Origin of the sequence: Gordonia phthalatica (genome assembly GCF_001305675.1) — a bacterium.
Lineage (GTDB): Bacteria > Actinomycetota > Actinomycetes > Mycobacteriales > Mycobacteriaceae > Gordonia > Gordonia phthalatica.
Map to the genome: position 1 here is coordinate 4,016,003 of NZ_CP011853.1, position 22,005 is coordinate 4,038,007.

Annotated in this window: 21 protein-coding genes; 12 read left to right on the forward strand and 9 right to left on the reverse strand. The window is 68.0% G+C overall.

Annotation, left to right across the window (positions count from 1 at the left end):
- Positions 1-73: 73 nt before the first annotated feature.
- Positions 74-1,249, reverse strand: coding sequence for a saccharopine dehydrogenase family protein (locus tag ACH46_RS18890; RefSeq protein WP_062394293.1), 1,176 nt, complete (start codon positions 1,247-1,249; stop codon positions 74-76).
- Positions 1,250-1,314: 65 nt separating this feature from the next.
- Positions 1,315-2,823: an APC family permease gene (locus ACH46_RS18895; RefSeq protein ID WP_062394294.1), complete on the reverse strand. Its 1,509-nt coding sequence runs from the start codon at positions 2,821-2,823 to the stop codon at positions 1,315-1,317.
- Between the two features lie 207 nt (positions 2,824-3,030).
- Between ACH46_RS18895 and ACH46_RS18900 the strand changes: the two genes are divergently transcribed.
- A complete protein-coding gene (locus ACH46_RS18900) occupies positions 3,031-3,627 on the forward strand; it encodes a TetR/AcrR family transcriptional regulator (RefSeq protein WP_062394295.1) in 597 nt (198 codons plus the stop codon).
- Positions 3,628-3,759: 132 nt separating this feature from the next.
- Here the strand turns inward: ACH46_RS18900 and ACH46_RS18905 are convergent, their stop codons facing one another.
- On the reverse strand, positions 3,760-4,716 hold the full coding sequence (locus ACH46_RS18905; protein ID WP_062394296.1) for a LysR family transcriptional regulator ArgP: 957 nt from the start codon (positions 4,714-4,716) through the stop codon (positions 3,760-3,762).
- 73 nt (positions 4,717-4,789) lie between these two features.
- Here ACH46_RS18905 and ACH46_RS18910 point away from each other — a divergent pair, with 73 nt between their 5' ends.
- The 4 genes from ACH46_RS18910 to ACH46_RS18925 all read left to right on the forward strand — a co-directional run bounded on the left by ACH46_RS18910 (position 4,790) and on the right by ACH46_RS18925 (position 8,049).
- Positions 4,790-5,413 carry a LysE/ArgO family amino acid transporter gene (locus ACH46_RS18910; RefSeq protein ID WP_062394297.1) on the forward strand — a complete coding sequence of 208 codons (624 nt, stop codon included), beginning with the start codon at positions 4,790-4,792 and terminating at the stop codon, positions 5,411-5,413.
- Positions 5,414-5,512: 99 nt separating this feature from the next.
- The gene (locus ACH46_RS18915) at positions 5,513-6,757 is read left to right on the forward strand and encodes an NAD(P)/FAD-dependent oxidoreductase (RefSeq protein ID WP_062394298.1); all 1,245 of its coding nucleotides are present in this window, start codon (positions 5,513-5,515) and stop codon (positions 6,755-6,757) included.
- Between the two features lie 36 nt (positions 6,758-6,793).
- Positions 6,794-7,153: an arsenate reductase (glutaredoxin) gene (arsC, locus tag ACH46_RS18920; RefSeq protein WP_062394299.1), complete on the forward strand. Its 360-nt coding sequence runs from the start codon at positions 6,794-6,796 to the stop codon at positions 7,151-7,153.
- 11 nt (positions 7,154-7,164) lie between these two features.
- Positions 7,165-8,049 carry an alpha/beta fold hydrolase gene (locus ACH46_RS18925; protein WP_062394301.1) on the forward strand — a complete coding sequence of 295 codons (885 nt, stop codon included), beginning with the start codon at positions 7,165-7,167 and terminating at the stop codon, positions 8,047-8,049.
- Positions 8,050-8,164: 115 nt separating this feature from the next.
- Here the strand turns inward: ACH46_RS18925 and ACH46_RS18930 are convergent, their stop codons facing one another.
- Positions 8,165-9,334, reverse strand: a complete 1,170-nt coding sequence (locus ACH46_RS18930) for an ATP-grasp domain-containing protein (RefSeq protein ID WP_062394303.1) — start codon at positions 9,332-9,334, stop codon at positions 8,165-8,167.
- Positions 9,335-9,430: 96 nt separating this feature from the next.
- Between ACH46_RS18930 and ACH46_RS18935 the strand changes: the two genes are divergently transcribed.
- Entirely contained in the window at positions 9,431-10,378 is a 948-nt protein-coding gene (locus ACH46_RS18935; protein ID WP_062394304.1) for a hypothetical protein, read from the forward strand.
- Here ACH46_RS18935 and thiG read toward each other — a convergent pair.
- Genes thiG through ACH46_RS18950 form a run of 3 tightly spaced genes read right to left on the reverse strand, consistent with a single transcriptional unit; the run spans position 10,351 to position 12,433 of the window.
- Positions 10,351-11,124 (reverse strand): thiazole synthase, encoded by a 774-nt coding sequence (gene thiG / locus ACH46_RS18940; RefSeq protein WP_062394306.1) that lies wholly within the window; start codon positions 11,122-11,124, stop codon positions 10,351-10,353. The two genes, ACH46_RS18935 and thiG, sit on opposite strands and share 28 nt — an antisense overlap.
- A 2-nt stretch (positions 11,125-11,126) precedes the next feature.
- Entirely contained in the window at positions 11,127-11,324 is a 198-nt protein-coding gene (gene thiS, locus ACH46_RS18945) for a sulfur carrier protein ThiS (protein ID WP_062394312.1), read from the reverse strand.
- Positions 11,315-12,433 carry an FAD-dependent oxidoreductase gene (locus ACH46_RS18950; protein WP_157851097.1) on the reverse strand — a complete coding sequence of 373 codons (1,119 nt, stop codon included), beginning with the start codon at positions 12,431-12,433 and terminating at the stop codon, positions 11,315-11,317. The genes thiS and ACH46_RS18950 overlap by 10 nt, the downstream gene beginning before the upstream one ends.
- A 145-nt stretch (positions 12,434-12,578) precedes the next feature.
- Between ACH46_RS18950 and thiE the strand changes: the two genes are divergently transcribed.
- The gene (gene thiE / locus ACH46_RS18955; RefSeq protein WP_062395642.1) at positions 12,579-13,256 is read left to right on the forward strand and encodes a thiamine phosphate synthase; all 678 of its coding nucleotides are present in this window, start codon (positions 12,579-12,581) and stop codon (positions 13,254-13,256) included.
- A gap of 255 nt (positions 13,257-13,511) precedes the next feature.
- Positions 13,512-13,877 (forward strand): hypothetical protein, encoded by a 366-nt coding sequence (locus ACH46_RS18960; RefSeq protein ID WP_082399827.1) that lies wholly within the window; start codon positions 13,512-13,514, stop codon positions 13,875-13,877.
- 12 nt (positions 13,878-13,889) lie between these two features.
- Here the strand turns inward: ACH46_RS18960 and ACH46_RS18965 are convergent, their stop codons facing one another.
- Positions 13,890-14,348: an NUDIX hydrolase gene (locus ACH46_RS18965; protein WP_062394317.1), complete on the reverse strand. Its 459-nt coding sequence runs from the start codon at positions 14,346-14,348 to the stop codon at positions 13,890-13,892.
- Between the two features lie 129 nt (positions 14,349-14,477).
- Here ACH46_RS18965 and ACH46_RS18970 point away from each other — a divergent pair, with 129 nt between their 5' ends.
- The 3 genes from ACH46_RS18970 to ACH46_RS18980 are packed head-to-tail and all read left to right on the forward strand — an operon-like array spanning position 14,478 to position 19,397.
- A complete protein-coding gene (locus ACH46_RS18970) occupies positions 14,478-15,926 on the forward strand; it encodes a hypothetical protein (protein ID WP_062394319.1) in 1,449 nt (482 codons plus the stop codon).
- A complete protein-coding gene (locus tag ACH46_RS18975) occupies positions 15,923-16,912 on the forward strand; it encodes a glutamate ABC transporter substrate-binding protein (protein ID WP_062394320.1) in 990 nt (329 codons plus the stop codon). Before ACH46_RS18970 ends, ACH46_RS18975 begins: the two co-directional genes overlap by 4 nt.
- Positions 16,913-16,916: 4 nt before the next feature.
- Positions 16,917-19,397: a serine/threonine-protein kinase gene (locus ACH46_RS18980; RefSeq protein ID WP_062394322.1), complete on the forward strand. Its 2,481-nt coding sequence runs from the start codon at positions 16,917-16,919 to the stop codon at positions 19,395-19,397.
- A 134-nt stretch (positions 19,398-19,531) separates the two neighbouring features.
- Here the strand turns inward: ACH46_RS18980 and ACH46_RS18985 are convergent, their stop codons facing one another.
- Positions 19,532-21,223, reverse strand: coding sequence for an AMP-binding protein (locus ACH46_RS18985; RefSeq protein ID WP_062395644.1), 1,692 nt, complete (start codon positions 21,221-21,223; stop codon positions 19,532-19,534).
- A gap of 155 nt (positions 21,224-21,378) precedes the next feature.
- On the opposite strand from ACH46_RS18985, the gene ACH46_RS18990 reads away from it, so the two are divergent.
- On the forward strand, positions 21,379-21,918 hold the full coding sequence (locus ACH46_RS18990; RefSeq protein ID WP_157851098.1) for a hypothetical protein: 540 nt from the start codon (positions 21,379-21,381) through the stop codon (positions 21,916-21,918).
- Positions 21,919-22,005 lie beyond the last annotated feature (87 nt).

The window sequence follows — 22,005 nt, forward strand, 5'->3', positions numbered from 1 at the left end:
GAGTGCGTCGGACCCGACCTCCCGACGAAATGCCGGAGCCCCAGCGGCGCCCCGATGAGATTTCGAGGCGAGGCTAGCTGAGCATTGATTCCGAACTCGGCGATTCGTTGATCAGGTATCCGCTATCGGCGCTGGTGTCGCCGGCCAAACGGAGATAGGCAGCGAAGAACTCCTCTGGATCCACTGCTGCTTCAGGAGCATTCACACCAGTCGCCGTGATGCCACCGGTTCGCAACAGATGCACTCCGATCGCCAGTGGGTATCCGGTGTGTCCGCCCATCTTTCCCCGAAGCTTGACTGCGGGTTGGACAGCCACCGAGGTTCGAACACCGGCACGCGATCCGACCGCGAGAGCAAACAGGTCCGGCAACGTCGCTTCGGACGGATCAGCGGTCGGCTCTTCCCGCTGGTGGATGAGTTCGACTGCGGCCTCGACCGTCAATTCGCCGGCCTCGACTGCTGCGGCGACCTGACGTAGCCCGGTGAACAATGCCTCCGGGCCGCACTGAAGGTTGAGACTCCGGCTGACCTGCGGGAAGGTCCGGGGGAGAGTCACCGGTTCCGGGTGTCCCATAGTGTATGCCGATGTGGACCCCAGCCCGGGGAAGTCGAAGTCGACGCGTTCGAGCGGTCTCACATCAGCAAGGCGGCCAGCCTGCCAGACCTTGATCTTGCCTGTGCATTGCAGCAGCCAGTGCTCGGCGGCGGCGGCGCCTCCAGGTTCGACATCGGCTTCCGGCTCGGTGACCGCTGACGCCAACGACCAGCCGGTGAACAGATCGTCGACGGTGTCGAGTCGGCTGGCCGCGATACGCGCGCAGATGTTGGTTGTCCCGGGACTGGCACCGAGTCCGATGACCACTCGAAGACCACTGTTGCGTGCCTGCTCATCCAGCTCGAACGCTTCGACGGTCGACTGCCAGTCGTCATCGATGTCGATATAGTCGCAGTGTGCGTCAAGTGCTGCCTGCAAGATCGGTGTCCCGAACTTCGCAAACGGCCCCATGGCGTTGAGGACGACGTTCGATTCTGCGAAGACCCGGCTCATCGCGATCGGATCGGTCGCGTCCAGCTCGACAGCCTGGGCAATCGGGCCGACGGCGGCCGCGATCTGTTCGGCGCGAGCGAGATCGAGGTCGGCGATGAGGATTCGATCAGCGGCTTCTAGTTCGGCGATGCCGCGGACAGCGAACCGGCCCATCGCGCCGGCACCGCCGACGACCGTCGCAGTGAAGGGGTTGGAGTTCATTAGTTCTCTTTCTGTGTGTCGGGAGTCGCCGATGGCGACAGTTGTCCGTCTGAGGTCGGGCACCGTCAATGGAGATGGTGCGCAGGTCGGTCATTGGGGGTCGTTTCGCGCTCGGCGGGGGCCGAGCGCGCGTAAGCCGATTCGCCAATAGCGCCGAAACGATCGGGACGATGTCGCCGCAGCCATTCGGCGTATCCGGCAGCGGCGACCCCGGCGAACACCAGCAGCAGCGGGAGTCGGTTCACGACCACATTGTCAACACCGGTCAGCTCCTGATAGTGGACGATGATCAGCACCACCGCGATGCTCAGGCCCGATCCACCGATGAGAGAGGCGAGCATGGGTCGCCACCCTCGCCGGTCCGTCGTGCGCCAGAAATACGCGACGATGGCGAACGCAGTGATCGCTTGCAGAAACACCATCCCGAGTGTGCCCAACGCTGACATCGATACCGCGAGAGTGGAGTACGGATTGGCTCCGAAAGCGGCGAACGCACCGACCACCAGCACGTTCACAGTTGTCTGCAACAGACTCGCGCGTACCGGCGCACACAGCCTCGGGTGGAATCGACCGAGCGCCGAGGGAAGCAATCCTTCTCGACCGATTGCCGATGTCAGTCGGTTAGTCGAATTGTGGCACGCCAGGAGCGTGGCGAAGAGCCCCGTGAGGAGAAGGACTGTCATCACCGCACTGAAGGCGGAGCCGAGCCGCTCGTCGGCAAGGTGGAGAATCAGATCACCCAACTGGGTTTGAGCGGCTTCGCGGACACCATCGATCCCGAGTGCACCGACTGAGATCCAACTGGTCAAACCGTAGAAGACAGCCACCACCGCGACCGACACATAGGTGGCAAGGGCGACAGTCCGCCTCGGCTCCCGCGCTTCTTCGCTGTACAGCGCCGCCGCTTCAAAACCGAGAAATGACGTGAACGCGAACATCAACCCCAGACCGAGACCCGCTTGGGTCAACTCAGTCACGTCGAAAGCGCCGATCGGCAGCGCCCGCACCCCCTCTTCCGAGAGCACTGCGGTGTTGAATACTACGAGAACTGCGAGCTCGGCAGCGACCAGAATTCCCAGCACCCGCGCACTGACGTCGATCCGGCGGCATCCCAGGACACCGACGGCGACGACAGCCGCAGCCGAATACGCCTCCCACGGCAAGTCGATTCCGGAGTCGGCGAGCACCAGCCGCGAGAAGTATCCGAAGGTGGCAACCAGCATGACCGCCAATGCGTTGTAGGAGATCAACGCGACGAACGCGGCGACTGCAGCGGCCCGGCGCCCGAGCCCCACTGCGACATACGAATAGAAGCCGCCGGGAGCGACCACCCGCCGACTCATCGCCGCGTAGCCCACCGCGAAACACAGCAGAATCGCCCCCGCGATCAGGTACATCAGCGGCGTAGTCGGCCCCGCGCCTACCGCGAGAGCCAGCGGAAGGGTCGCCACAACGGCGGCTAATGGGGACGCCGCCGCCACGACGAGGAATACGATGCGCGGGACGGTCAGCGTGCCCTGGGCGGCGGGGAGGGAAGAATCGTACTCCTCAGGCATCACAAACTCACTTTCCATGACAGAAGTCCAAACGCCGGTCTGACGTGACCCCGATCATAACTTGGTCAATCAACCAAGTTGCGTGAACGAGTCAATCGACCAAAAATCATCTGACCGTGGTCGCGGACTGTCGGTTCGTAACCGCGGATGGGCCACGGGACGGTGCATTCTGGCAGAGTTGAGGTCTGGCAGAGTTGGGGTCAACACAAACCAGGAGGCGGGTACGTGGCTCGGATCGCCGTCGAGGATCGACGTCAACTGTTGATCGACGCCGCCTGGCGTGTGCTGGTCCGAGACGGACTGGCGAACCTCACCACCCGGTCGGTGGCGGCCGAAGCGCAGATGCCACAGGGCGCGTTCCACTACTGCTTTTCATCCAAAGACGAGTTGCTGACGACCCTGGTCTCAGGTGCAGTCGCGGAACTGGGCGAGCATTCCGCACATCCGGTTGCACCTGGCGATGCCGACCTGCACTCCATTCTGCGAGACACGATCGACGCTCTGTGGCGGCGCATCGTCGCCCCGCCGGAAAAGCAACTCGCGCTGTACGAACTGACAGTCTACGCGGTGCGCAACGGCGCTACCGACCTTCCCGCGAGTCAGTACCGAGGTTACTTCGCCGCGGCAACCCGGCTCCTCGACGCGGTCGCCGATGCTGCCGAAGTCACCTGGACGGCACCGACCGACAGTCTTGCTCGACTCATCGTCAGTGTGATCGACGGCGTGGGTTTGACCTGGCTGACCGATCACGATGACGAGGCGGCCCAAAGGGTACTCGCGCTCCTCGTCAGCCAGCTCGAGTCCTCAGCAATCAATCGCTGACCGCCGACTGAGGTTCATCCCACGCCCGGCCCGGCAGGCCGTCGACTCAGCCGCTGTACACAGTCCCGTTCAGGGCAGTGCGACGGACTCGAGGTCGCCGACGCGACACCCCGGACTCGCGGCCCGGTGGATTCACCGACTCCCCAGCGGCCTCGCCTGCGCGGCCGTCGCGCGACGCGGCGGAACCAGACTGGAGCGGGCATGCTCGACGATGATCTCAGTCAGCGCCGTGACAGCCGGCGAGCGCAGTCGCCAGTGCTGCCAGTACAGCGGCACGTCGACCGGCTTCTCCGACAGCTTCACCAGGTCCCGCCCCGTGTGCTCGTCCTCGATCTCCACTTCGGGGACCGCGCCCCAGCCGGTCCCGGCGGCGATCGCGCGGCGGTACTCGGCGGCCGCGGGCACGTAGTTGACCGGCGGCGAGATCGGTTCGGCGATCAGCTGTTTGAGCGTCTTGAGCTGCAGATGGTCGTTGCTGTCGAACATCACCATGGGCGCATATCTCATGTCGCGGAGGCGGACGCCGTCGGGCAGCCAGTGCTCGATGTACTCCTGCGAAGCCACCGGGAAGTAGCGGAGCGAGCCGAGTTCGATGGTCTCGCAGCCGCGGACGCCGATGGGATCCGACGTGACCGCGCCGATCACATCACCGGCCCGCAGCATCGCGGTGGTGACGGACTCGTCGTCGCGGTTCACGTCGAGGGTCACCGCGTGCTCGCGGTGCATCTGCGCGAGGACCGGCAGGAACCAGGTGGCGAGCGAGTCGGCGTTGCACGCGATGGACAACTCGACCCGCGGGAGATGACGGGGATCGCCGTCGAACTCGGGTGCGGCCCCGAGGAGTTCTCCGCGCGCCTCGGCGACGAGGACGTCCCACTGTTCGCCGAGTCGGGCGAGGACGGCGCCGTCGACCGTGGCGGTCGCAGGTTTGGTGCGGCGCACCAGGACTCGGCCGACGGACTGCTCGAGCGCCTTGATCCGCTGGCTCACCGCGGACGGCGTGACGTGCAGCGACGCGGCCGCCGCCTCGAACGTCCCCTCGCGGAGGACGGCGGACAGCGTGGCGAGGCCTTCGGCGGAGAACTCCATGTTAAGCGAGTCTAATCTTTCGTAAGAATCATTCGTTGGACTAAGTAGTCGCCAATTCTTAGCGTGGACGTACGTGACCACCACGTATCTCCTCACCGCGCTCGCCGGCCTCGTCACCGGAGCGGGACTCATCATCGCCATCGGACCGCAGAACGTCTTCGTCATCCGCCAGGGCATCGCCGGCCGCTACGTGGTGCCGGTGATCACTGTGTGCGCAATCTCCGACATCGTGCTGATCAGCGCGGGCACCGCAGGCCTGGGCGCGGTCATCACCGCACACCCGAACGCCGTCGTGCTCGCCCGCTACGTGGGCGGCGCGTACCTGATCGCCCTGGGCGCCTTCGCTGCCAAGCGCACGTGGCGACCGACCGCGGGCGCCCATCCCGGGGCCGAGCCCGGCCGCAACCTCGGGGTCTGGGCCGCGCTCGGCACCGCATTGGCACTCACCTGGCTGAACCCGCACACCTATCTCGACACCGTTCTGACGCTCGGCTCCATCGCTAACAGTCACTCGAATGCCAAGTGGGCGTTCGCGATCGGCGCCTGCATCGCGTCGCTCCTGTGGTTCGGCATGCTCGGCTTCGGTGCCAAGAAGATGGCACCCGTCTTCGCATCCAGCCGCGCGTGGCGACTTCTGGACGCGGCAATCGCCGTCGTGATGTCGGGGCTCGGCGTGATACTGGTCGTGAGCGCTTAGTCGATGCGCCTGAGTGGGCCGTCAGACTCTGCCCGACGCGCTCCACGGTTACTATAATCAAAAGAAGTAATCGATAGAGATCCACTGAGGAGACGTGACATGACCGACACGAACCAGAACTCCGACCACGCGGTGATCATCGGCGGCGGCCTCGCCGGCGCGAAGACGGCGGAAGGACTCCGCGACAACGGTTACACCGGCGCCATCACACTGATCGCCGACGAAGCCGTCGCCCCCTACGAACGGCCGGCCCTCTCGAAGGAGTTCATCGCCGGATCCAAGACGCTGCCGGACTTCACCGTGCACGACGAGGCCTGGTACCGCGACAACAACGTCGACCTGCGCCTCGGCACGCGCGCCACCGCCTTCGACCCTGCCGCCAAGACGGTGACCCTGGGCGACGGCAGCACGCTCGCCTACACCTCGCTGGTCTTGGCGACCGGATCGTCGTCGTTCCGCCCGCCGATCGAGGGCGCCGACGCCGCAGGCGTCTATTACCTGCGCTCCGTCGACGACGCGACCGCACTGCTCGACGTCCTCGGCGAGGGCAAGCGCCTCGCAGTGATCGGCGCCGGGTGGATCGGCCTGGAGATCGCCGCCGGTGCGCGCGGCCGCGGCACCGAGGTGACGGTCGTGGAGGCCGCCGCCCAGCCGTTGCAGGCCGCCCTCGGCCCCGAGATCGGCGCCGCGTTCGCCGAGCTGCACCGCCAGCACGGTGTGGACCTGCGCCTCGACAGCAAGGTCGCCGCGGTCACCGTCGACGACGGCAAGGCCACCGGCCTCAAGCTCGGCGACGGTTCCACGGTCGACGCCGACGCCGTTCTGATCGCCGTCGGCGCCCGCCCGGAGACCGGTCTCGCCGAAGCCGCCGGACTGGAGATCGCCGAGCGCGGTGTCGCGACCGACGCCGGTCTGCGCACCAGTGCCGCCGACGTGTACGCCGTCGGCGACATCGCCGCCGCCCAGCACCCGATCCTCGGCACGCGCGTGCGCACCGAGCACTGGGCCAACGCTCTCAACCAGCCGGCCGTCGCCGCACAGAACATCACCGGCGGAAACGCGGAGTACGCGCGGATGCCATACTTCTTCACCGATCAGTACGACCTCGGCATGGAGTACCGCGGCCACGCCGACGGCTACGCCTCGGTCGTCACCCGCGGCGATGTCGCCAAGCGTGAGTTCCTCGCCTTCTGGGTCAGCGCCGACGGCGTGGTCCTGGCGGGCATGAACGTCAACATCTGGGATGCCGGCGACGACATCGCCGCCCTGATCGAGGCACGTCGCCCCGTCGACACCGCCAAGCTCGCCGACCCGAGCGTCCCGCTCGCCGACCTGCTGGCCTGAACGCCCTTCTTCAATCCCCGAACGAGAGGAGTCGCCATGGACGCGACCATCTACTACAACCCCAGTTGCAGCAAATCCCGCGCCGCCCTGCAGGTGCTGCGCGACGCCGGCGCCGACGTCAACGTGGTCGAGTACCTGTCGGACACCCCGACCAAGGACGAGCTGCGCACGCTGATCTCGTCGGCCGGGCTGTCGGTCCGCGACGCCATTCGCTCTGGTGAGCCGGTGTACGCCGAACTGAAGCTCGACGACGCCGACGACGAAGCGCTCCTGGACGCGATGGTCGCGAACCCGTCGCTGATCCAGCGCCCGCTGGTCGTCACCGACGGCGGCACGGTGATGGCCCGGACCGCCGAGAGCCTGGAGCAGATCGTCGCGGGGCTCTCGCGCGGGTAGCGTCGGGTGACGTGACCGAGCCGAATCCGCACCCCACCGAGCCCGAGCTCATCCGCGTCGCCGACGGCGTCGCCATCGCGGCGACGCTGGTCGGCGACGGCCCCGTCGTCCTGCTGAACGGCGGCCTCGGCATGCCCGCCGCCGTCTGGCCGTTCACCGGGATCCCGGACGCGTTGACCGCCGCCGGGTTCTCCGTCATCACGTATTCAGCGCGGGGCCTGAAGCCGTCGTCCGCTCCCCCGGCGCCGTACACGGTTCCGCAGATGGCCGACGACGCGATCGCCGTCCTCGACCACTTCGGCGTGCACGAGGCGATCGTCGCCGGCTATTCGATGGGCTGCTACGTGACCCAGGCGCTGGTGTCGCAGTGGCACGGCCGAGTCCTCGGCGTCGCGATGATGGCCGGACTGCGGTCGTCGGCCATCGGCGAGATCGTCAACGAGATGGAGCTCGGGCTCATCGACCGGCTCGGCGACCTCCCCGAAGCGGTCACGGTCTTCGAGCAGCTCATGACCACGCTGACCCCCGACCAGTTGGTCGACGACGACGCCGTCCGCACGTGGCGCAAGCTCCTGACCTCGGGCGACACGTCGTGGGCCGGGGCCGACGGCCTCCGCGGACAGCTGTCGGCATCGCAGAGCTGGATGCTGGCGAAGGAGCCGACTCCCGAGCGTCTAGCGGCTATCACCGCACCGACGCTGGTGTTGTCGTACGAGCACGACGTCTTCTTCCCGCCCGCCGGCGGTCGTGCGGCGGCCGAACACCTGCCCGACGTGGAGTTCCACGAGCTCGACGGTCAGGCCCACGGCGGCGTGATGCTCGATCCGCAGCGCCGCGCGATGTCGATGCTGACGGCGTTCTGCACGAGGGTGCGCGGCGGTGCCGCTGCCGACTGAGCATGGCGGTGAGCGAGCGCCAGTCCATGTTCACCGACTCAGCCCGCGGCGATCTCGATGCGCCCGCTCTCTTCGTTCGCGGGCTTACTCGATCAGCAGGGAAACGACAGGGTCCTCAGATCTTGTGGCCGTCCCACTCGTGGTCGTGCATGAAGGCCTCCGCGAGACCCACCTTGTACTTGTAGCCGTGCGTCAGGATGGCTGCGTACGCCGGAATCAACATGGCGGCGGGCTTGCGGTCCTGCGGGTCGTAGATGACGTCGTGGGCGGCCCGGAAGTCGCGCCAGAAGGTGCGGAAATTGTTGCGCGGCTTGGCGTTCTTGCGCCAGCCGTAGAGCGCCATTCCGACGCCGATCATGGTGACACGGCCCGGAGTGGGGCTGATCACGTCGGTGTTCTCGCCGAAGAACGCGCGGTCGACGCGGTTCTCCCGGGTGAACATCATGATGCCGCTGGTCGCGCGGGGGTTGCACTCGATCGTGTAGAGGCCGCGGACGGGGTGATCGAAGAAGTCGAGGCCCATGTGGCCGGTGAAGTTCACCGACTTCGCGAAGCGCTGCACCCACTCCAGGATCTCCGGATGGTCGACGTGCTCGAAGGTGAGGCACGAGTTGCCGTCAATCGCGTACGACACGGGGTAGGTGGCGTGCGCGAAGACCTCGCCGTCGCGGCACACCGAGTAGGTGCAGTACCGGTCGCCCGCCTCCAGCCACTCCTGCGCGATCCACGGATTGGTGGGGTCGTAGGTCAGGAAGTCGAGCGAGTCGCCCGGCTGCACCTTGTAGACCTGCTGCGATCCGCGCGAGTAGGTCTGTTTGACCGCGAACGGGGTGTCGAAGTCGAGCTTCGGCAGATCCTCGGCAGAGGCGATCTTCGCGAACTTGAGCGTCTGGAAGCCGCGTTCGACCAGCGCCTCCTGGTACGAGAACTTGTTGTGCAGCATGTCCTCCACCTCGAACGGTGAGAGGAACAGCTCGCAGGTCGACGGGAACAGGCCGGCCATCATCGAGATGATGTCGGTCTCCTCGTGGATCGGGATCACCATGTCGATGCCCTCGGACTTCACGAGTTCGGCCACCTCGCGGCAGTACTCCTGCGGCTTGAACTTCGGCGGGCTCACCCGGTGGAACGACGACACCGCGTTCGAGTACCGACTCACCGTGATGGGCAGACTGTCGCAGGTCGAGACGCGATGACCGGCCGCGGCGAGCCACCGAGCCAGGTTGAGCGTCAGAAACGACCGGCCGAACGTGATCAAAATGTGTTTGCGCGCACCAGAGTCCACAACTACACAGTAGACAGTCCTGGAAAACTCAAGGAACAAGTCTGCCGTGTAGCGTGTTCTTACCGAAGACTTATTGACGACTCAGAGGAATCTTCGTTGTACGCAATTGGGATCATTGCAGCTTCGATGGCTGCGGTGGCCTACGGAGTCTCGACCGTCCTCCGTGCACTCGGTGCGCGACGCGTCGCCGTGGAGCAGCGCGAGGAGGGCAAGGCCGGGATCGACGGCTCGTCGTCGCCGTCCATCGAGTCCACCTTCTCGACGATCGCCGACCCGGCCTTCATCTTCGGCACCGTGATGGTGGTGGTCGGTTTCGCCGGCGGCGCGGTGGCCGCGCGCTTCCTCCCACTGTTCCTGGCGCAGTCGATCGTGTCGGCCAACCTCGTGGTGACCGCGCTGCTCGGCACGCTGCTGCTGTCGATCACGCTCCACACCCGCGACTGGGTCACCATCTGGCTGGTGGTCCTGTCCCTGTTCATGCTGGGCGTCTCGTCGTCGCCGAACGTGCAGGACGACGCCTCGATGGCCTTCCACTGGGGACTGCTGATCGCCACCTTCATCCTGGTGACGGTGTCGCTGATCGGCGTCTACAGCGGCGGTCGGCTCGCCGCCCCGATCGGCGGCGCCGGCGCGGGCTTGCTGTTCGGCGTCATCGCCTGCGCCGTCCGCGTGCTCCACGGACTGGAGCCGTTCAACGCGATCACCCTCCTCACCGACCCGGCGGCCTGGGCCATCGCCGTGGCGGGCGCGGTGGGCTTCTACGTCCAGACCGTCGCCCTGCAGGTGGGCGCGGTGAACGGAGTGACGGCGATGCTCGTCGTCGGTGAGACCGCGGGCCCCAGCATCATCGGCGTCGCCTTCCTCGGCGACTCCGCGCACCCCGGCCTCGGCTGGCTGGCCGTGGTCGGCTTCGTCGGCGCCGTCATCGGCGCCGTGCTCGTGGCCTGGTACAGCACCGGCGAACCGGACCACTTCGGCGAGGCCCCACCCGAGAAGGGCGGCTGGCGCCGCGGCCGTCAGTCCCTGACCGGCGACGACGCCTGAGCCCAGAACCGCTTCGGGATGCGGCCGGCATGCGCTGCGAGGTAGCCGCCGGCGACGGCGTACTTCATCGCGGTGGCCATCGCGACCGGATCGTCCGCGCGGGTCACTGCTGACGCAAGAAGCACTGCGTCGCACCCGAGTTCCATGGCCAGGACAGCATCGCTGGCCGTGCCGATACCCGCGTCGAGCACCACCGGGATCTGCGCGCGCGACACGATCATCTCGATGTTGTGCGGATTCGAGATGCCGAGCCCGGTGCCGATCGGCGAGCCGAGGGGCATCACTGCGACGACGCCCGCGTCCTCCAGCCGCAGCGCGAGGACGGGATCGTCGTTGGTGTAGGCCATCACCTGGAAGCCGTCGGCGACCAGCGCCGCGGCGGCGTCGACCAGTTCCAGCGGATCCGGCAGGAGAGTGCGGTCGTCGGCGACCACCTCCAGCTTCACCAGGTTCGTCTCGCACGCCTCGCGGCCGAGTTGCGCGGTCAGGACCGCCTCGGCGGTGGTGTGGCAGCCCGCCGTGTTCGGCAGGACGGCGATCTCGAGGCGACGCAGCAGATCGAGCACGCCGGTCCCCGACGCGGGGCTGATGCGGCGCATCGCGACGGTGGTCAGCTCGGTGCCGGACGCGACGAGCGCGTGTTCCAGGACGGCGAGGTTCGGCGCACCGCCGGTACCGGTGATGAGGCGGGAGTTGAAGACGCGATCGCCGATGGTCAGGGTCGGGATCGGGGCGAGGTCGACCATCCCTAGCCGCCCTGGACCGCGGTGAGGATGTCGATCTCGGCGTAGGGCTTCAGCACGGTGTCCCACTCGGTCTTGGGGCGGACCACACCGTCGACGGCCACGGCGACGCCGCAGTCGGGGAGGTCGAGGTGCACCAGCAGTTGGCTGACGGTGGGCGCCTGGTCGAGGGTCACGGTGTCACCGTTGACGGTCAGCTCCATGGGAGACTCCTGGATTCGGTTCGGGTGTCGGGGGTAGCGGTTTCGGGTTGGAGGAGGTCGGCGACCACGTGCGCGGTCCACGCCGACAGCGCGATGCCGTTGCGGCCGTGTCCGGCGGCGACGACGACGCGGTCGTCGATCCGCTCCACGATCGGTACTCCGTCGGGCGACGACGGGCGGATGCCCGCGCCCGCCTCCGCGAGCTCGTAGGTGCGCAGGCTGGGCATCATCTCGCCGGCGTCGGCGAGGAGATCGGCGACGCCGCCGGCGAGCGGGACGCGGTCGGCGTCGTCGTAGGCCTCGTACTGGGTGGCGCCGAGGACGATGCCGTCCTCGCGGGGTACCAGGTACGCGGGACGACCGTGCCAGCGTGCGCGGATCACGTGCGTCGGCGGCGCCACGGAGAACCGGGTGCGGCGCAGTCGGAGGATCTCGCCCTTCTCGCCGCGGATGTCGATGCTCGGGAGCAGCTTCCGGGTACCGAGGCCCGCGGCGACGAGGACCTGGTCGCCGGGGACGTCGGCGAGACGGTCCACGTGCGCGTCGACCCGGACCGCGCCTGCGGCGTCGAGAGCGCGCTGCAGTCCGGTGATGAACTTCCGGTTGTCGACGGAGCCCTCGCCGATGGCGCGGAAGCCGCCCGCGATGCCGCGGACCAGCGCGGGTTCCGCCGCTCGCAGCTGTGCCGGAGTCACGGCCGGGAGGCGGTCGGCGTCGTCGGGCTCCTCCGACAGCAGGAAGCGGACCTGCGCGGTGAGATGTTCGACGTCGGCGGCCGTCGCCCCGATGAGAAGGCTGTCGGACGCGGTCGCGATGGTGGGGTCGCCGAGCCGCTCGATCAGGGCCGGCCAGCGGGCCACCGAGTCTCGGGAGATCGCCAAGAGCCGGTCCTCGCCGGGATGTCCCTCGGCGAAGCAGCCGAGCATGCCGCCGGCGACGTGGGCGGCGCGGCCGGTGGGGCCTGCGTCGAAGATCCGCACCCGCCAGCCGCGATCCGCGGCCGCGAGTGCGCAGGTGAGGCCGATGGCTCCGCCGCCGACCACGGAGAGGTCGCCGAGGGAGCCGGGCTCGGGTGCACGCGACAATAACAGTCCTTCCTTCGCCGGCATGATCCGGATCAGGTGTGACGGTCAGCGTCGGCGCGACGCACTCTCAGCTCGGCGGACCTCCGAACTCCCGTGTTGATGACACCCGCCAGCTTACCGCCGTGGGCAAGCGGCGCCGCCGTCGCCGAGGCGTATTACGGTGGCGGTCATGAACGCGCGCACCCGGCTCGACGACGCCCACCTCTACCTGTGCACGGACGCTCGGCGGGAGCGGGGCGACTTCGTCGACTTCGTGCGCGCGGCCCTCGCAGGCGGCGTCGACATCGTGCAGCTGCGCGACAAGAACTCGCCCGGCGAGCGCGAGTTCGGGGAGCTGACCGCCCTGCAGCAACTGGACCTGTTGGCGCAGCTCAAGGAGTTGACGATCGAGGCGGGTGCGCTGCTGGCGGTGAACGACCGCGCCGACATCGCCGTGGCCGCCGACGCGGACGTCTTCCACGTGGGCCAGGACGACCTCCCGCCGGCCGTCGCACGACGGATCGTCGGACCGGACGTGGTGATCGGCCGCTCCACCCACAGCGTCGAGCAGGCGCGCGGGGCGATGGCCGACGACGACGTCGACTACTTCTGCACCGGCCCGCTGTGGACCACTCCGACCAAGCCCGGTCGGCCCGCCACCGGACTGGACCTGCTGACCGAGACCGCGGCGTCGAACCCGACGAAGCCGTGGTTCGCCATCGGCGGCGTCGACATGCCGCGCGTGCCGGAGGTGACGGCGGCGGGCGCACGACGGATCGTCGTCGTGCGGGCGATCACCGGGGCCGACGATCCCGAGGCCGCGGCCCGCGCGCTGAAAACGGCTTGCCTTTCCGGCGACGGCGAGTAAGCTGCTCCCATCATGTTGTGGAACCTTCGTGTAACCCGCCGCTGCGGGGTCTGATTCGACCGACCCCCCGCTGCGGGTTCGTCGTTCCTCCACTTCCGGGACTGTCGGTCACCGAATCTTCGACCGAAATGAAGCTTCCCGATGCGTTCCATTCAGATCGTCCCGTCATCCTGTACGCGTAACGGATACGACAACCAGTCGCAGCCCCGCTCAGCCCGGAGGCTCCCCCACTGGTTTCCGCGAGAGGCGGCAGGCATGACCACTGCGAACTTCGACCAGACCTTCGCTCCCCGCGGGGAGATCGCCCTGCAGACCCTGTCGGTGGAGCCCACCCGCGGCGACACCGTCACCTGCCGGGCCCGCATCACCCTCGGCAAGCGCGCCCACGACGTCAGCGCGACCGCCGTCGGCACCATCGGCGCCATGGTCGAGATGCTGTACGCGCTGGGTGCCGGCGTCGAGATCGTCTCCCTGTCGCAGGAGCAGATCGACGACGAGGTCGTCACCTACCTGCGGTGCGAGCGCAACGCCCGCCAGTGCGTCTCGTACGGACGCGGTCGGACCGGCGACGAGGCCGTCGTCAACGCGTTGATCGCCGGAGCCAACCAGCTCAGCGCCTGACCCGATCCGAGATCAGGAGAGCCGAGCCAGCAGCCCCGGCCACGACTGCGCCAGCCCCGGGTGCAGGGGCAGCGCGGCGACCTCGGTGACCGGCACCCACCGCAGTTCCGCCGACTCCCCGTTCCCGACGGTCGCGACGGCGCTCGGCGCGTTGGCGATGACGGTGGTGTAGCTCCAGCCGGCGGCCTGATGCGTGACGACCGATTCGACGACAGCGACGTCGGCCGCGTCGATCCCGGCCTCCTCGTTCGCCTCGCGGACGGCGGCCTGTTCGACGCTCTCGTGGGAGTCGCGAGCACCGCCCGGTAGACCCCAGGTGCCACCCTGGTGGGACCAGATCGCGCGGTGCTGCAGCAGGACCGAGACACCGCCGTCGACGGGTGCGCACAGCAGCAGCCCGGCGGCGCCGAATCTGCCCCAATAGCGTGAGCCGTCGGCGTCGAACACCCAGCCGTCACCGTCTCCGTGCACCCTGCAAACCTCCTGCACCGCGATCCGCCTGACCAGACGCGAACCTCTGACGAATCACCGTACCGGGCTGACCAACCCAGCGCAGCCGCGACGACTAGGGTTGTCTCCAGAACACCGGAAGGAAACGTCGTGGCCGGGCAGGTTTATCGAGTGCGTTCGGCGCTCACGCATGCGGGCCGCAGCGTGCTGCCCGAGCGCGGCTCCCCCAGTCCCACCCTCCGGCAAGTGATCGCGGACCGCCGAGAGATCGCCGCCATGACCCGCGAACGGGTCTCGTCGCCTCTCGTCACGGCCCGCTTCTATGCCACCACCACCCCCGGCAAGCTGCTGATCATCCTGGTCGCGATGGTCCTCGCGTGCGGGCTCACCGGCTGGTACTCGTCGGTGTCGCTGACCGACCGCAGCCAGACGCTCGAGGCCCTCGTCGACCGCGCTGAGCCGCAGGCCGAGGCCGCCGAGGTGCTCTACAGTTCGCTGTCGGTGGCCGACGCCGCCGCCAACTCGGCGTTCATCTCCGGCGGCCGGGAGTCCCCTGAACTGCGCACCGAGTACATGAACGCAATGGCGACCGCGTCGTCGGCGATGATCGCCGCCGCCGACGGTCTGTCGTTGGGGTCCGACCCGGACTCGCGGGACCATCCGGCGCGCGACGACCTCAAGACCCTCGCCACCAGCATCCCCATCTACACCGGACTCATCGAGACCGCGCGCACCAACAATCGTCTCGCCAACCCGGTCGGCTCCGCCTATCTGAGCGAGGCGTCGACCCTGATGCTCGGCACCATCCTGCCCGCGGCGCAGCGCCTGTACGAGGACCGGTCGTCGGCCATCTCCGACCCGCAACGGACGCTGACCGTGCCGCCGTGGGGCGTGTACATCGCCCTGATGATGATCATCGCGATGATGATCCTGATCGGCCGCTACCTGGCCAGACGGACCCGTCGCCACTTCAACATCGGACTCATCGGCGCACTGACCGCGATGGTCGTCGGCACCGTCTGGCTGCTGGTGTCGGGGCTCCTGTCGGTGGCGGCGGCCAACACCGCGAAGACATCGGGCGCCGACCCGCTGCACACGCTGACGACGATGCGCATCCTCACCCAGCAGGCGCGGTCGGCGGAGACCCTGTCGCTGGTGCGTCGCTCCGAGCCCGGCGAGTTGGACGCCGGGTTCAACAAGGATCTGCAGGAGATCGGCGACTCCACCCGGAAGCTGCTGAACAACCCGTCGCACGCGGACAACAGCGGGCTCACCGAACCGCTCGCCGATGTGAAGTCGGCACTGGCGCGGTGGCAGAGCGCGCACGACGAGGTGGGGCGACGCCTCGCGAGCGGCGACTTCACCGCTGCCCGGGCCCTGACGATCGGCAACGGCAACATCAGCACGGCGACCGGGTTCAACGAGGTCAACGACGCACTGGTGAAGGCGATCGCCGAGGCCCGCACCACATTCCGACACAACATCAGCACCGCGCAGCAACTCCTCGGGTTCACCGGAACCGGCATCGGTGCACTCTGCGGGGTGGCCGCGCTCGCCGTCATCGCCGGCATGATCCCCCGCATCCGGGAGTACCGATGATCGCCACCCGCCGCCGTCTCCCGCTCCGCCTGACCGCACTCGTCCTGGTCGGTGTGCTCACCCTGACCGGGTGTTCGTTCGAGGCCAAGATCGCGGGCAACCCGCCGTCGGCCGCAGCCCAGGCGCCGATGCCGCCGAACGTGAAGTTCGGCGTCGACCGGGACACTCCGTCGACGTCCACGGACTGCAACACGACGGCGGGCCTGCGCCCCACCGCGATGCCGACCCCCGGTCGCATGCCGGCGAAGTCGACGATGGAGCGGATCGCCCAGCGCGGTCGGTTGATCGTCGGCACCGACCTCGGCAGCAATCCCCTCAGTTTCCGCGACCCGATCAGCGGCGACGTGAAGGGCTTCGACATCGACGTCGCCCACTGGATCGCAGGCGCGATCTTCGGCGACGAGAACCTCATCGAATACCGGATGCTCTCCAACGACAGCCGTCTCAAGGCCCTCGAGGAGCGGACGGTGGACGTCGTCGTCAAGACCATGTCGATCACCTGCGAACGGTTGAAGGTGGTCGACTTCTCGGTGCCGTACTACGCGGCCTCCCAGCAGATCCTGGCGTACCGGAACTCGGGGATCACGCAGGCCGCAGACCTGGCCGGGAAGACGGTCTGCGCGACCCGCGCCTCCACGTCCATCGCGCGGGCGCAGAAGGTGGTGCCGAGCGCCAAGTACGTCACCACTGCCAGCTGGGCCGACTGCCTGGTGATGATGCAGCAGGGCCAGGTGGAGGCCATCACCTCCGACGACACCATCCTCGCAGGCATCGCCTCGCAGGACCCGTGGGTGCACGTCGTCGGTGACAGTCTCGGCACCGAGAACTACGGCGTCGGAGTCCCCAAGGGCGAGGACGACTTCGTGCGCTTCATCAACGGCGTCCTCGCGGCCCGCGAGGCCGACGGCAGCTGGCAGCGGTCGTACAACGAGTGGCTGTCGTTGCTGGGTCCGGGCTCCCCTCCGCCGACGACGTACCGGGATTGACGCGATGGCTGCTGACAAGAGCGAGAAGAAGAAGCGGAAGAAGAAGCTCCGCGAGGACGAGCCGGTCGCCACGCAGGCGTCCGACGTCGAGGTGCACACGCAGGCGTCGGACATCGACCTCGCCGACACGGGCGATGCGGTGCAGACGCAGGCGGGCACCATGCCCGCACCGATGCCGACGGTCGGCACCGAGGCGTCGACGATGGGGACGCAGGCCGCGACGACGGGTGCGATGACCCAGTCGACGCAGGTCCGCCGGATCCTCGACGACATCGCCGCGTCGCGCCGGAAGAGCCGCAAGAACACCCACGTGCACGACCGCCGGCTCGGTGCCGACCTGGTGCAGCTGCCGGAGATCACGGACATCGACCCGGCCGACGCCGTCCTCGCCGATCCGGTCATCACGCCCAGCAAGCGCCTGTGCTGGAAGTGCGGTGAGCCCGTCGGCCGCAAGTCCGGTCGCGGCAAGGGCCCACTGAACGGCACCTGCTGGAACTGCGGATCGCGCTACTCGTTCGTGCCCGGCCTCAAACGCGGCACCATCGTGGCCGACCAGTACGAGATCGCGGGCGCCATCGCGCACGGCGGCATGGGATGGATCTACCTCGCGGTGGACCACAACGTGTCCGACCGCCCCGTCGTCCTCAAGGGCCTGCTGAACTCGTCGGACTCGCAGGCGCAGGCCGTCGCGATCTCCGAACGGCAGTTCCTCGCGTCGGTCAACGATCCCGGCATCGTGAAGATCTTCAACTTCGTCGAGGGCACCATCGACGACGGCCGGTCCGTCGGCTACATCGTGATGGAGTACATCGGCGGTCACACGCTCAAGCAGCTGACCACCGGGAAGACCGGGAAGCCGAAGCTGCTGCCGATCGAGCAGGCCATGGCGTACATCCTGGAGGTGCTCTCGGCCGTCGGCTACCTGCATTCGGTGGGGCTGGCGTACAACGACGTGAAGCCCGACAACATCATGATCACCTCCGACGACGTGAAGCTCATCGACATGGGCGCGGTGTCGGCGATCGACGGCACCGGCCACCTGTACGGCACCCCGGGCTTCCAGGCACCGGAGATCGTGCAGACGGGACCGCAGATCGTCACCGACATCTACAGCATCGGCCGCACGCTCGCCGTCCTGACCGTCGACATGCCGATGACGGCGGGCCGGTACGACGACGGCCTCCCCGACCCGGCCACCACCCCGCTGTTCGTCGACAACCCGTCGTTCTACTTCCTGCTGCAGCGGTCCACGTCGCCCGATCCGAAGGAGCGCTTCTCCTCCGCGGAGGAGATGACGACGCAGGTCTTGAACGTGCTGCGCGAGACCGTCGCCCTGCACACCGGCGTGCCGCGCCCGTCCATGTCGACCGTGTTCACCCCGCAGCGGTCGACGTTCGGGACCGAGCTGCTGCTGGCCCCGGTCGACGGCTTCTTCGACCCCAAGGACGCCGCGATCCACGATCCCGCCGACATCGCGCGCGCTCTGCCGGTGCCGCTCGTCGACCCGTCCGACCCGGCGGCCAGCGTGCTGACGTCGGCGGCGCTGTCATATCCGCGGCAGACGCTCGACACCATCCGCGCCGCGCGGGCCGACGGCTTCAAGGCGCTGATCGTCGCCGATCGCAGCGCCGCCGATGCCGCGGTGGATCCGATGCACCCGTCGGTGGAGCTGGACCTGGCCGAGGCCCGCGCGCATCTGGAGCTCGGGAACCTCGACACCGCGCTGCAACTGCTGCGCGAGGTGGCCCTGCATCACGGCGACTCCTGGAAGCTGCACTGGTATCTGGGGATCTGTTCCCTGTTGAACGCCGAACCGGAGCTGGCCTTCGAACGCTTCCACGAAGTCCTCGTGGCGATGCCGGGCGAGGTGGCGCCGAAGCTCGCGGTGGCGGGCACCGCCGAGTTGATCGGCTACTGGCTGTCGGCCGAGGAGTACACCTCCAATGAGCAGATGGCGCAGGTGGAGCGTTGGTACGAGATCGCCCGGCAGAACTATCACGACCTGTGGCTCACCGATCACGCGATCGTGTCGGCCGCGTTCGGGCTGGCGCGGATGATTCTCGCCGAGGGCCGGTTCGACTCCGCGATCGAGCCGCTCGATGAGGTCCCGACCACCAGCCGCCACTACGGCACCGCGCAGATCTCGGCGATCGTGACGCTGGTCCACGGTCGAGCCCCCGACGAGGTGACTCGCGCGGAGCTGTTCGAGGCGGCCGAGCGCTTCGAGGAGATCAGCTGGGACGACCCCCGACGCGGCCGCCTCCAGTTGATCATCCTGGGCACCGCCCTCGGCTGGATCGACGCCCACCTCGACGACGATCAGGCGGCCGACGACTTCCTCGGCTTCCCGTTCAACGAGCAGGGCCTGCGCGCAGGCACCGAACGCTCCCTTCGTGAACTCGCGAAGGCGACGCGCGACAACCGCGCCCACCGCTTCCTCCTCGTCGACCTCGCGAACCTGATCCGCCCCGCGACGCTGTTCTGATCACCGTTTCGCGCTTCCACCGTTGATCGGGCCCCGCTGCGGGGCCCGATCCCTTGCTGATCGAGTGCCCGGCTGCGAGCCTGCGAGCATCCGGGTGTATCGAGATCCGCCGCGGGCCGGGTCGCTCACCCCTCTCAGCTCAGCAGATCCTCGTACCGGTACTCGGTCGCGATGTCCTCGCCCGCGGACGACGCCGCGGACTCCCGCTGCTGGAGTTCCACGCGGCGGATCTTGCCGGAGATGGTCTTGGGGAGTTCGTAGAACTCCACGCGGCGCACCTTGAGGTAGGGAGCGAGGTGGTCGCGCGCGTACTCCATGATCGCCTTCGCGGTGTCCGCGGTCGGCTCCCATCCTTCGGCGAGGGTGACGTACGCCTTCGGGACGGCGAGCCGGGTCTCGTCGGGCTGCGGAACCACTGCCGCCTCGACGACGGCGGGGTGCTCGATGAGGACGCTCTCCAGCTCGAACGGCGAGACCTTGTAATCCGACGACTTGAAGACGTCGTCGGTCCGGCCGATGTAGGTGATGTAGCCGTTCTCGTCGCGGGAGGCCACGTCGCCGGTGTGGTAGTAGCCGCCCGCCATGACGGCGTCGTTGCGCTCGGGGTCGCCGAGGTACCCGGACATCAGGTTGAGCGGTCGAACGGTGAGGTCCAGGCAGATCTCGCCCTCGTCGGCGAGCTCGCCGGTCAGCGGATCCACCAGAACCACCGGCACACCCGGCATCGGCCGACCCATCGATCCGGCTTTCAGCGGCTGGCCCGGCGTGTTCGCGACCTGCAGGGTGGTCTCGGTCTGGCCGTAGCCGTCGCGGATCGTCAGGCCCCACGACTGCTCGACGCGGCGGATCACGTCGGGGTTCAGCGGCTCACCTGCACCGAGGATCTCCCGCAGGCCCGACGGCTTGCTGCCGAGGTCGGCCTGGATCAGCATCCGCCACACGGTCGGCGGGGCGCAGAAGGTGTTGACCTTCGCGCGGTCGAGCTGGTGCATCAGGGCCGCGGCGTCGAACCGGGAGTAGTTGTAGACGAAGATCGTCGCCTCGGCGATCCACGGCGCGAAGAACAGGCTCCACGCGTGCTTGGCCCAGCCGGGCGAGCTGATCGTCAGGTGCACGTCGCCCGGCTTCACACCGATCCACGCCATGGTGGTGAAGTGGCCGACGGCGTAGCTGACCTGCGAGTGCGCGACCAGTTTCGGCTTGCTGGTGGTGCCGGACGTGAAGTAGATGAGCATGGTGTCGTCGACGTCGGTCTCGGTCTGGAAGGGACCCGCCGATTCGACGTCGGCGCTGTCGGAGTACGACGTCCAGCCGTCGGTGTCGCCGCCGACGACGATGCGCCGGTAGTCGCCGGGGACGTCGTCGAACTTCGACGTGTCGCCGACGTTGGCGATCACCGTGCCCGCGCCGCCGCGGTCGATGCGATCGGTGAGGTCGACGGGACCGAGCGCCGCGGTGGTGGGCATGACGATGGCGCCGAGCTTCGCGATGGCGAGCATCAGCTCCCACAGCTCCACCTGGTTGCCGAGCATCAGGATGACGCGGTCGCCCTTGCCGACGCCGAGGCTCTGCAGCCAGGTCGCGACGCGGTCGGAGTTCGCGGCCATCTGGTCGAAGGTCACCTGGACCTCGGAGCCGTCCTCCTCGGTGATCCACAGGGCGAGGCGCTGGTTGCCGCGCGCGAAGTCGTCGAACCAGTCGATGGCCCAGTTGAATCGGCCGGTGATCTCCGGCCATCGGAACTCGGCGACGGCGCGGTCGTAGTCGTTCATCAGGTCGATCATCTGGTCGCGGCTGGCGCGGTACCGCTCGGTGTTCGTGGTCATGTTCACATGATCCAGGTCACAGCGGATCCTGACCACCCCCGGAAGAGGGGTGCGGCGCACCCGGCCGAAATCACGTGAGTGACACCGGGACTTCCGTCGCAACCGTCAGGAATACGCTGGACGCCGTACACCGAGCGAACCCGAAGGGAGCCTGCATGACCGGCTACTCCCGAGGGGATCTCCCACCATGGCCGTACGGCCCGCAGCCGCCGACGGTCCGGCCGCTCCGCTACTACTCGCCGCGCCCCGAACCACTGTTGCGCGAGGGTGTGGCGATCACCTGCGGCGGACCCACGCTGGGCCCACGGCTGGGCATCGGCGGTCTGCCCAGCGGTTGGTACCAGGTGTCGGTGGACGTCGACGGCTACGAGTTGCCGCCGATGCCGTGGGGTCGGATCGAGATCCCCGTGCGTCCCGGGATGCATACCTTCCGGGTGTTCCGACGCGAGCAGGGCAGGATCCTGAGCTTCACCGAGACGACGGAGCCGGTCCTGCCCGGTGAGCTGCTCGAACTCGCGTACAACTTCTACCCGAACGACTCGAACGACTACGACTGGGGCGCCGGCGGTCGCAAAGCGTTCCTCTGGGCCATCGACCCGAATGTCAAGGGGAGCCCGCTCATCGCTTTCCTCCTCCTCGGCGGCGTCGCGCTCACCTTCCTACTGGTCATCGGCGCGGGATTGCTCTTGCGATGATGTACCGCTCGCGGTTCGCCGTGTAGTTCCTTACCCGCTCCAGGTAACGAACTACACAGTTGAGCGCCCCCGCCGTCGCCTCACCGT

What these genes read in the sequence shown, in the direction of transcription:
- ACH46_RS18890 (WP_062394293.1), bottom strand. Translation starts at nt 1,249, where the DNA reads ATGAACTCCAACCCCTTCACTGCGACGGTCGTCGGCGGTGCCGGCGCG.
- ACH46_RS18895 (WP_062394294.1), bottom strand. Translation starts at nt 2,823, where the DNA reads ATGGAAAGTGAGTTTGTGATGCCTGAGGAGTACGATTCTTCCCTCCCC.
- ACH46_RS18905 (WP_062394296.1), bottom strand. Translation starts at nt 4,716, where the DNA reads ATGGAGTTCTCCGCCGAAGGCCTCGCCACGCTGTCCGCCGTCCTCCGC.
- ACH46_RS18915 (WP_062394298.1), top strand. Translation starts at nt 5,513, where the DNA reads ATGACCGACACGAACCAGAACTCCGACCACGCGGTGATCATCGGCGGC.
- arsC (WP_062394299.1), top strand. Translation starts at nt 6,794, where the DNA reads ATGGACGCGACCATCTACTACAACCCCAGTTGCAGCAAATCCCGCGCC.
- thiG (WP_062394306.1), bottom strand. Translation starts at nt 11,124, where the DNA reads ATGGTCGACCTCGCCCCGATCCCGACCCTGACCATCGGCGATCGCGTC.
- thiS (WP_062394312.1), bottom strand. Translation starts at nt 11,324, where the DNA reads ATGGAGCTGACCGTCAACGGTGACACCGTGACCCTCGACCAGGCGCCC.
- ACH46_RS18950 (WP_157851097.1), bottom strand. Translation starts at nt 12,433, where the DNA reads ATGCCGGCGAAGGAAGGACTGTTATTGTCGCGTGCACCCGAGCCCGGC.
- thiE (WP_062395642.1), top strand. Translation starts at nt 12,579, where the DNA reads ATGAACGCGCGCACCCGGCTCGACGACGCCCACCTCTACCTGTGCACG.
- ACH46_RS18960 (WP_082399827.1), top strand. Translation starts at nt 13,512, where the DNA reads ATGACCACTGCGAACTTCGACCAGACCTTCGCTCCCCGCGGGGAGATC.
- ACH46_RS18975 (WP_062394320.1), top strand. Translation starts at nt 15,923, where the DNA reads ATGATCGCCACCCGCCGCCGTCTCCCGCTCCGCCTGACCGCACTCGTC.
- ACH46_RS18980 (WP_062394322.1), top strand. Translation starts at nt 16,917, where the DNA reads ATGGCTGCTGACAAGAGCGAGAAGAAGAAGCGGAAGAAGAAGCTCCGC.
- ACH46_RS18985 (WP_062395644.1), bottom strand. Translation starts at nt 21,223, where the DNA reads ATGACCACGAACACCGAGCGGTACCGCGCCAGCCGCGACCAGATGATC.
- ACH46_RS18990 (WP_157851098.1), top strand. Translation starts at nt 21,379, where the DNA reads ATGACCGGCTACTCCCGAGGGGATCTCCCACCATGGCCGTACGGCCCG.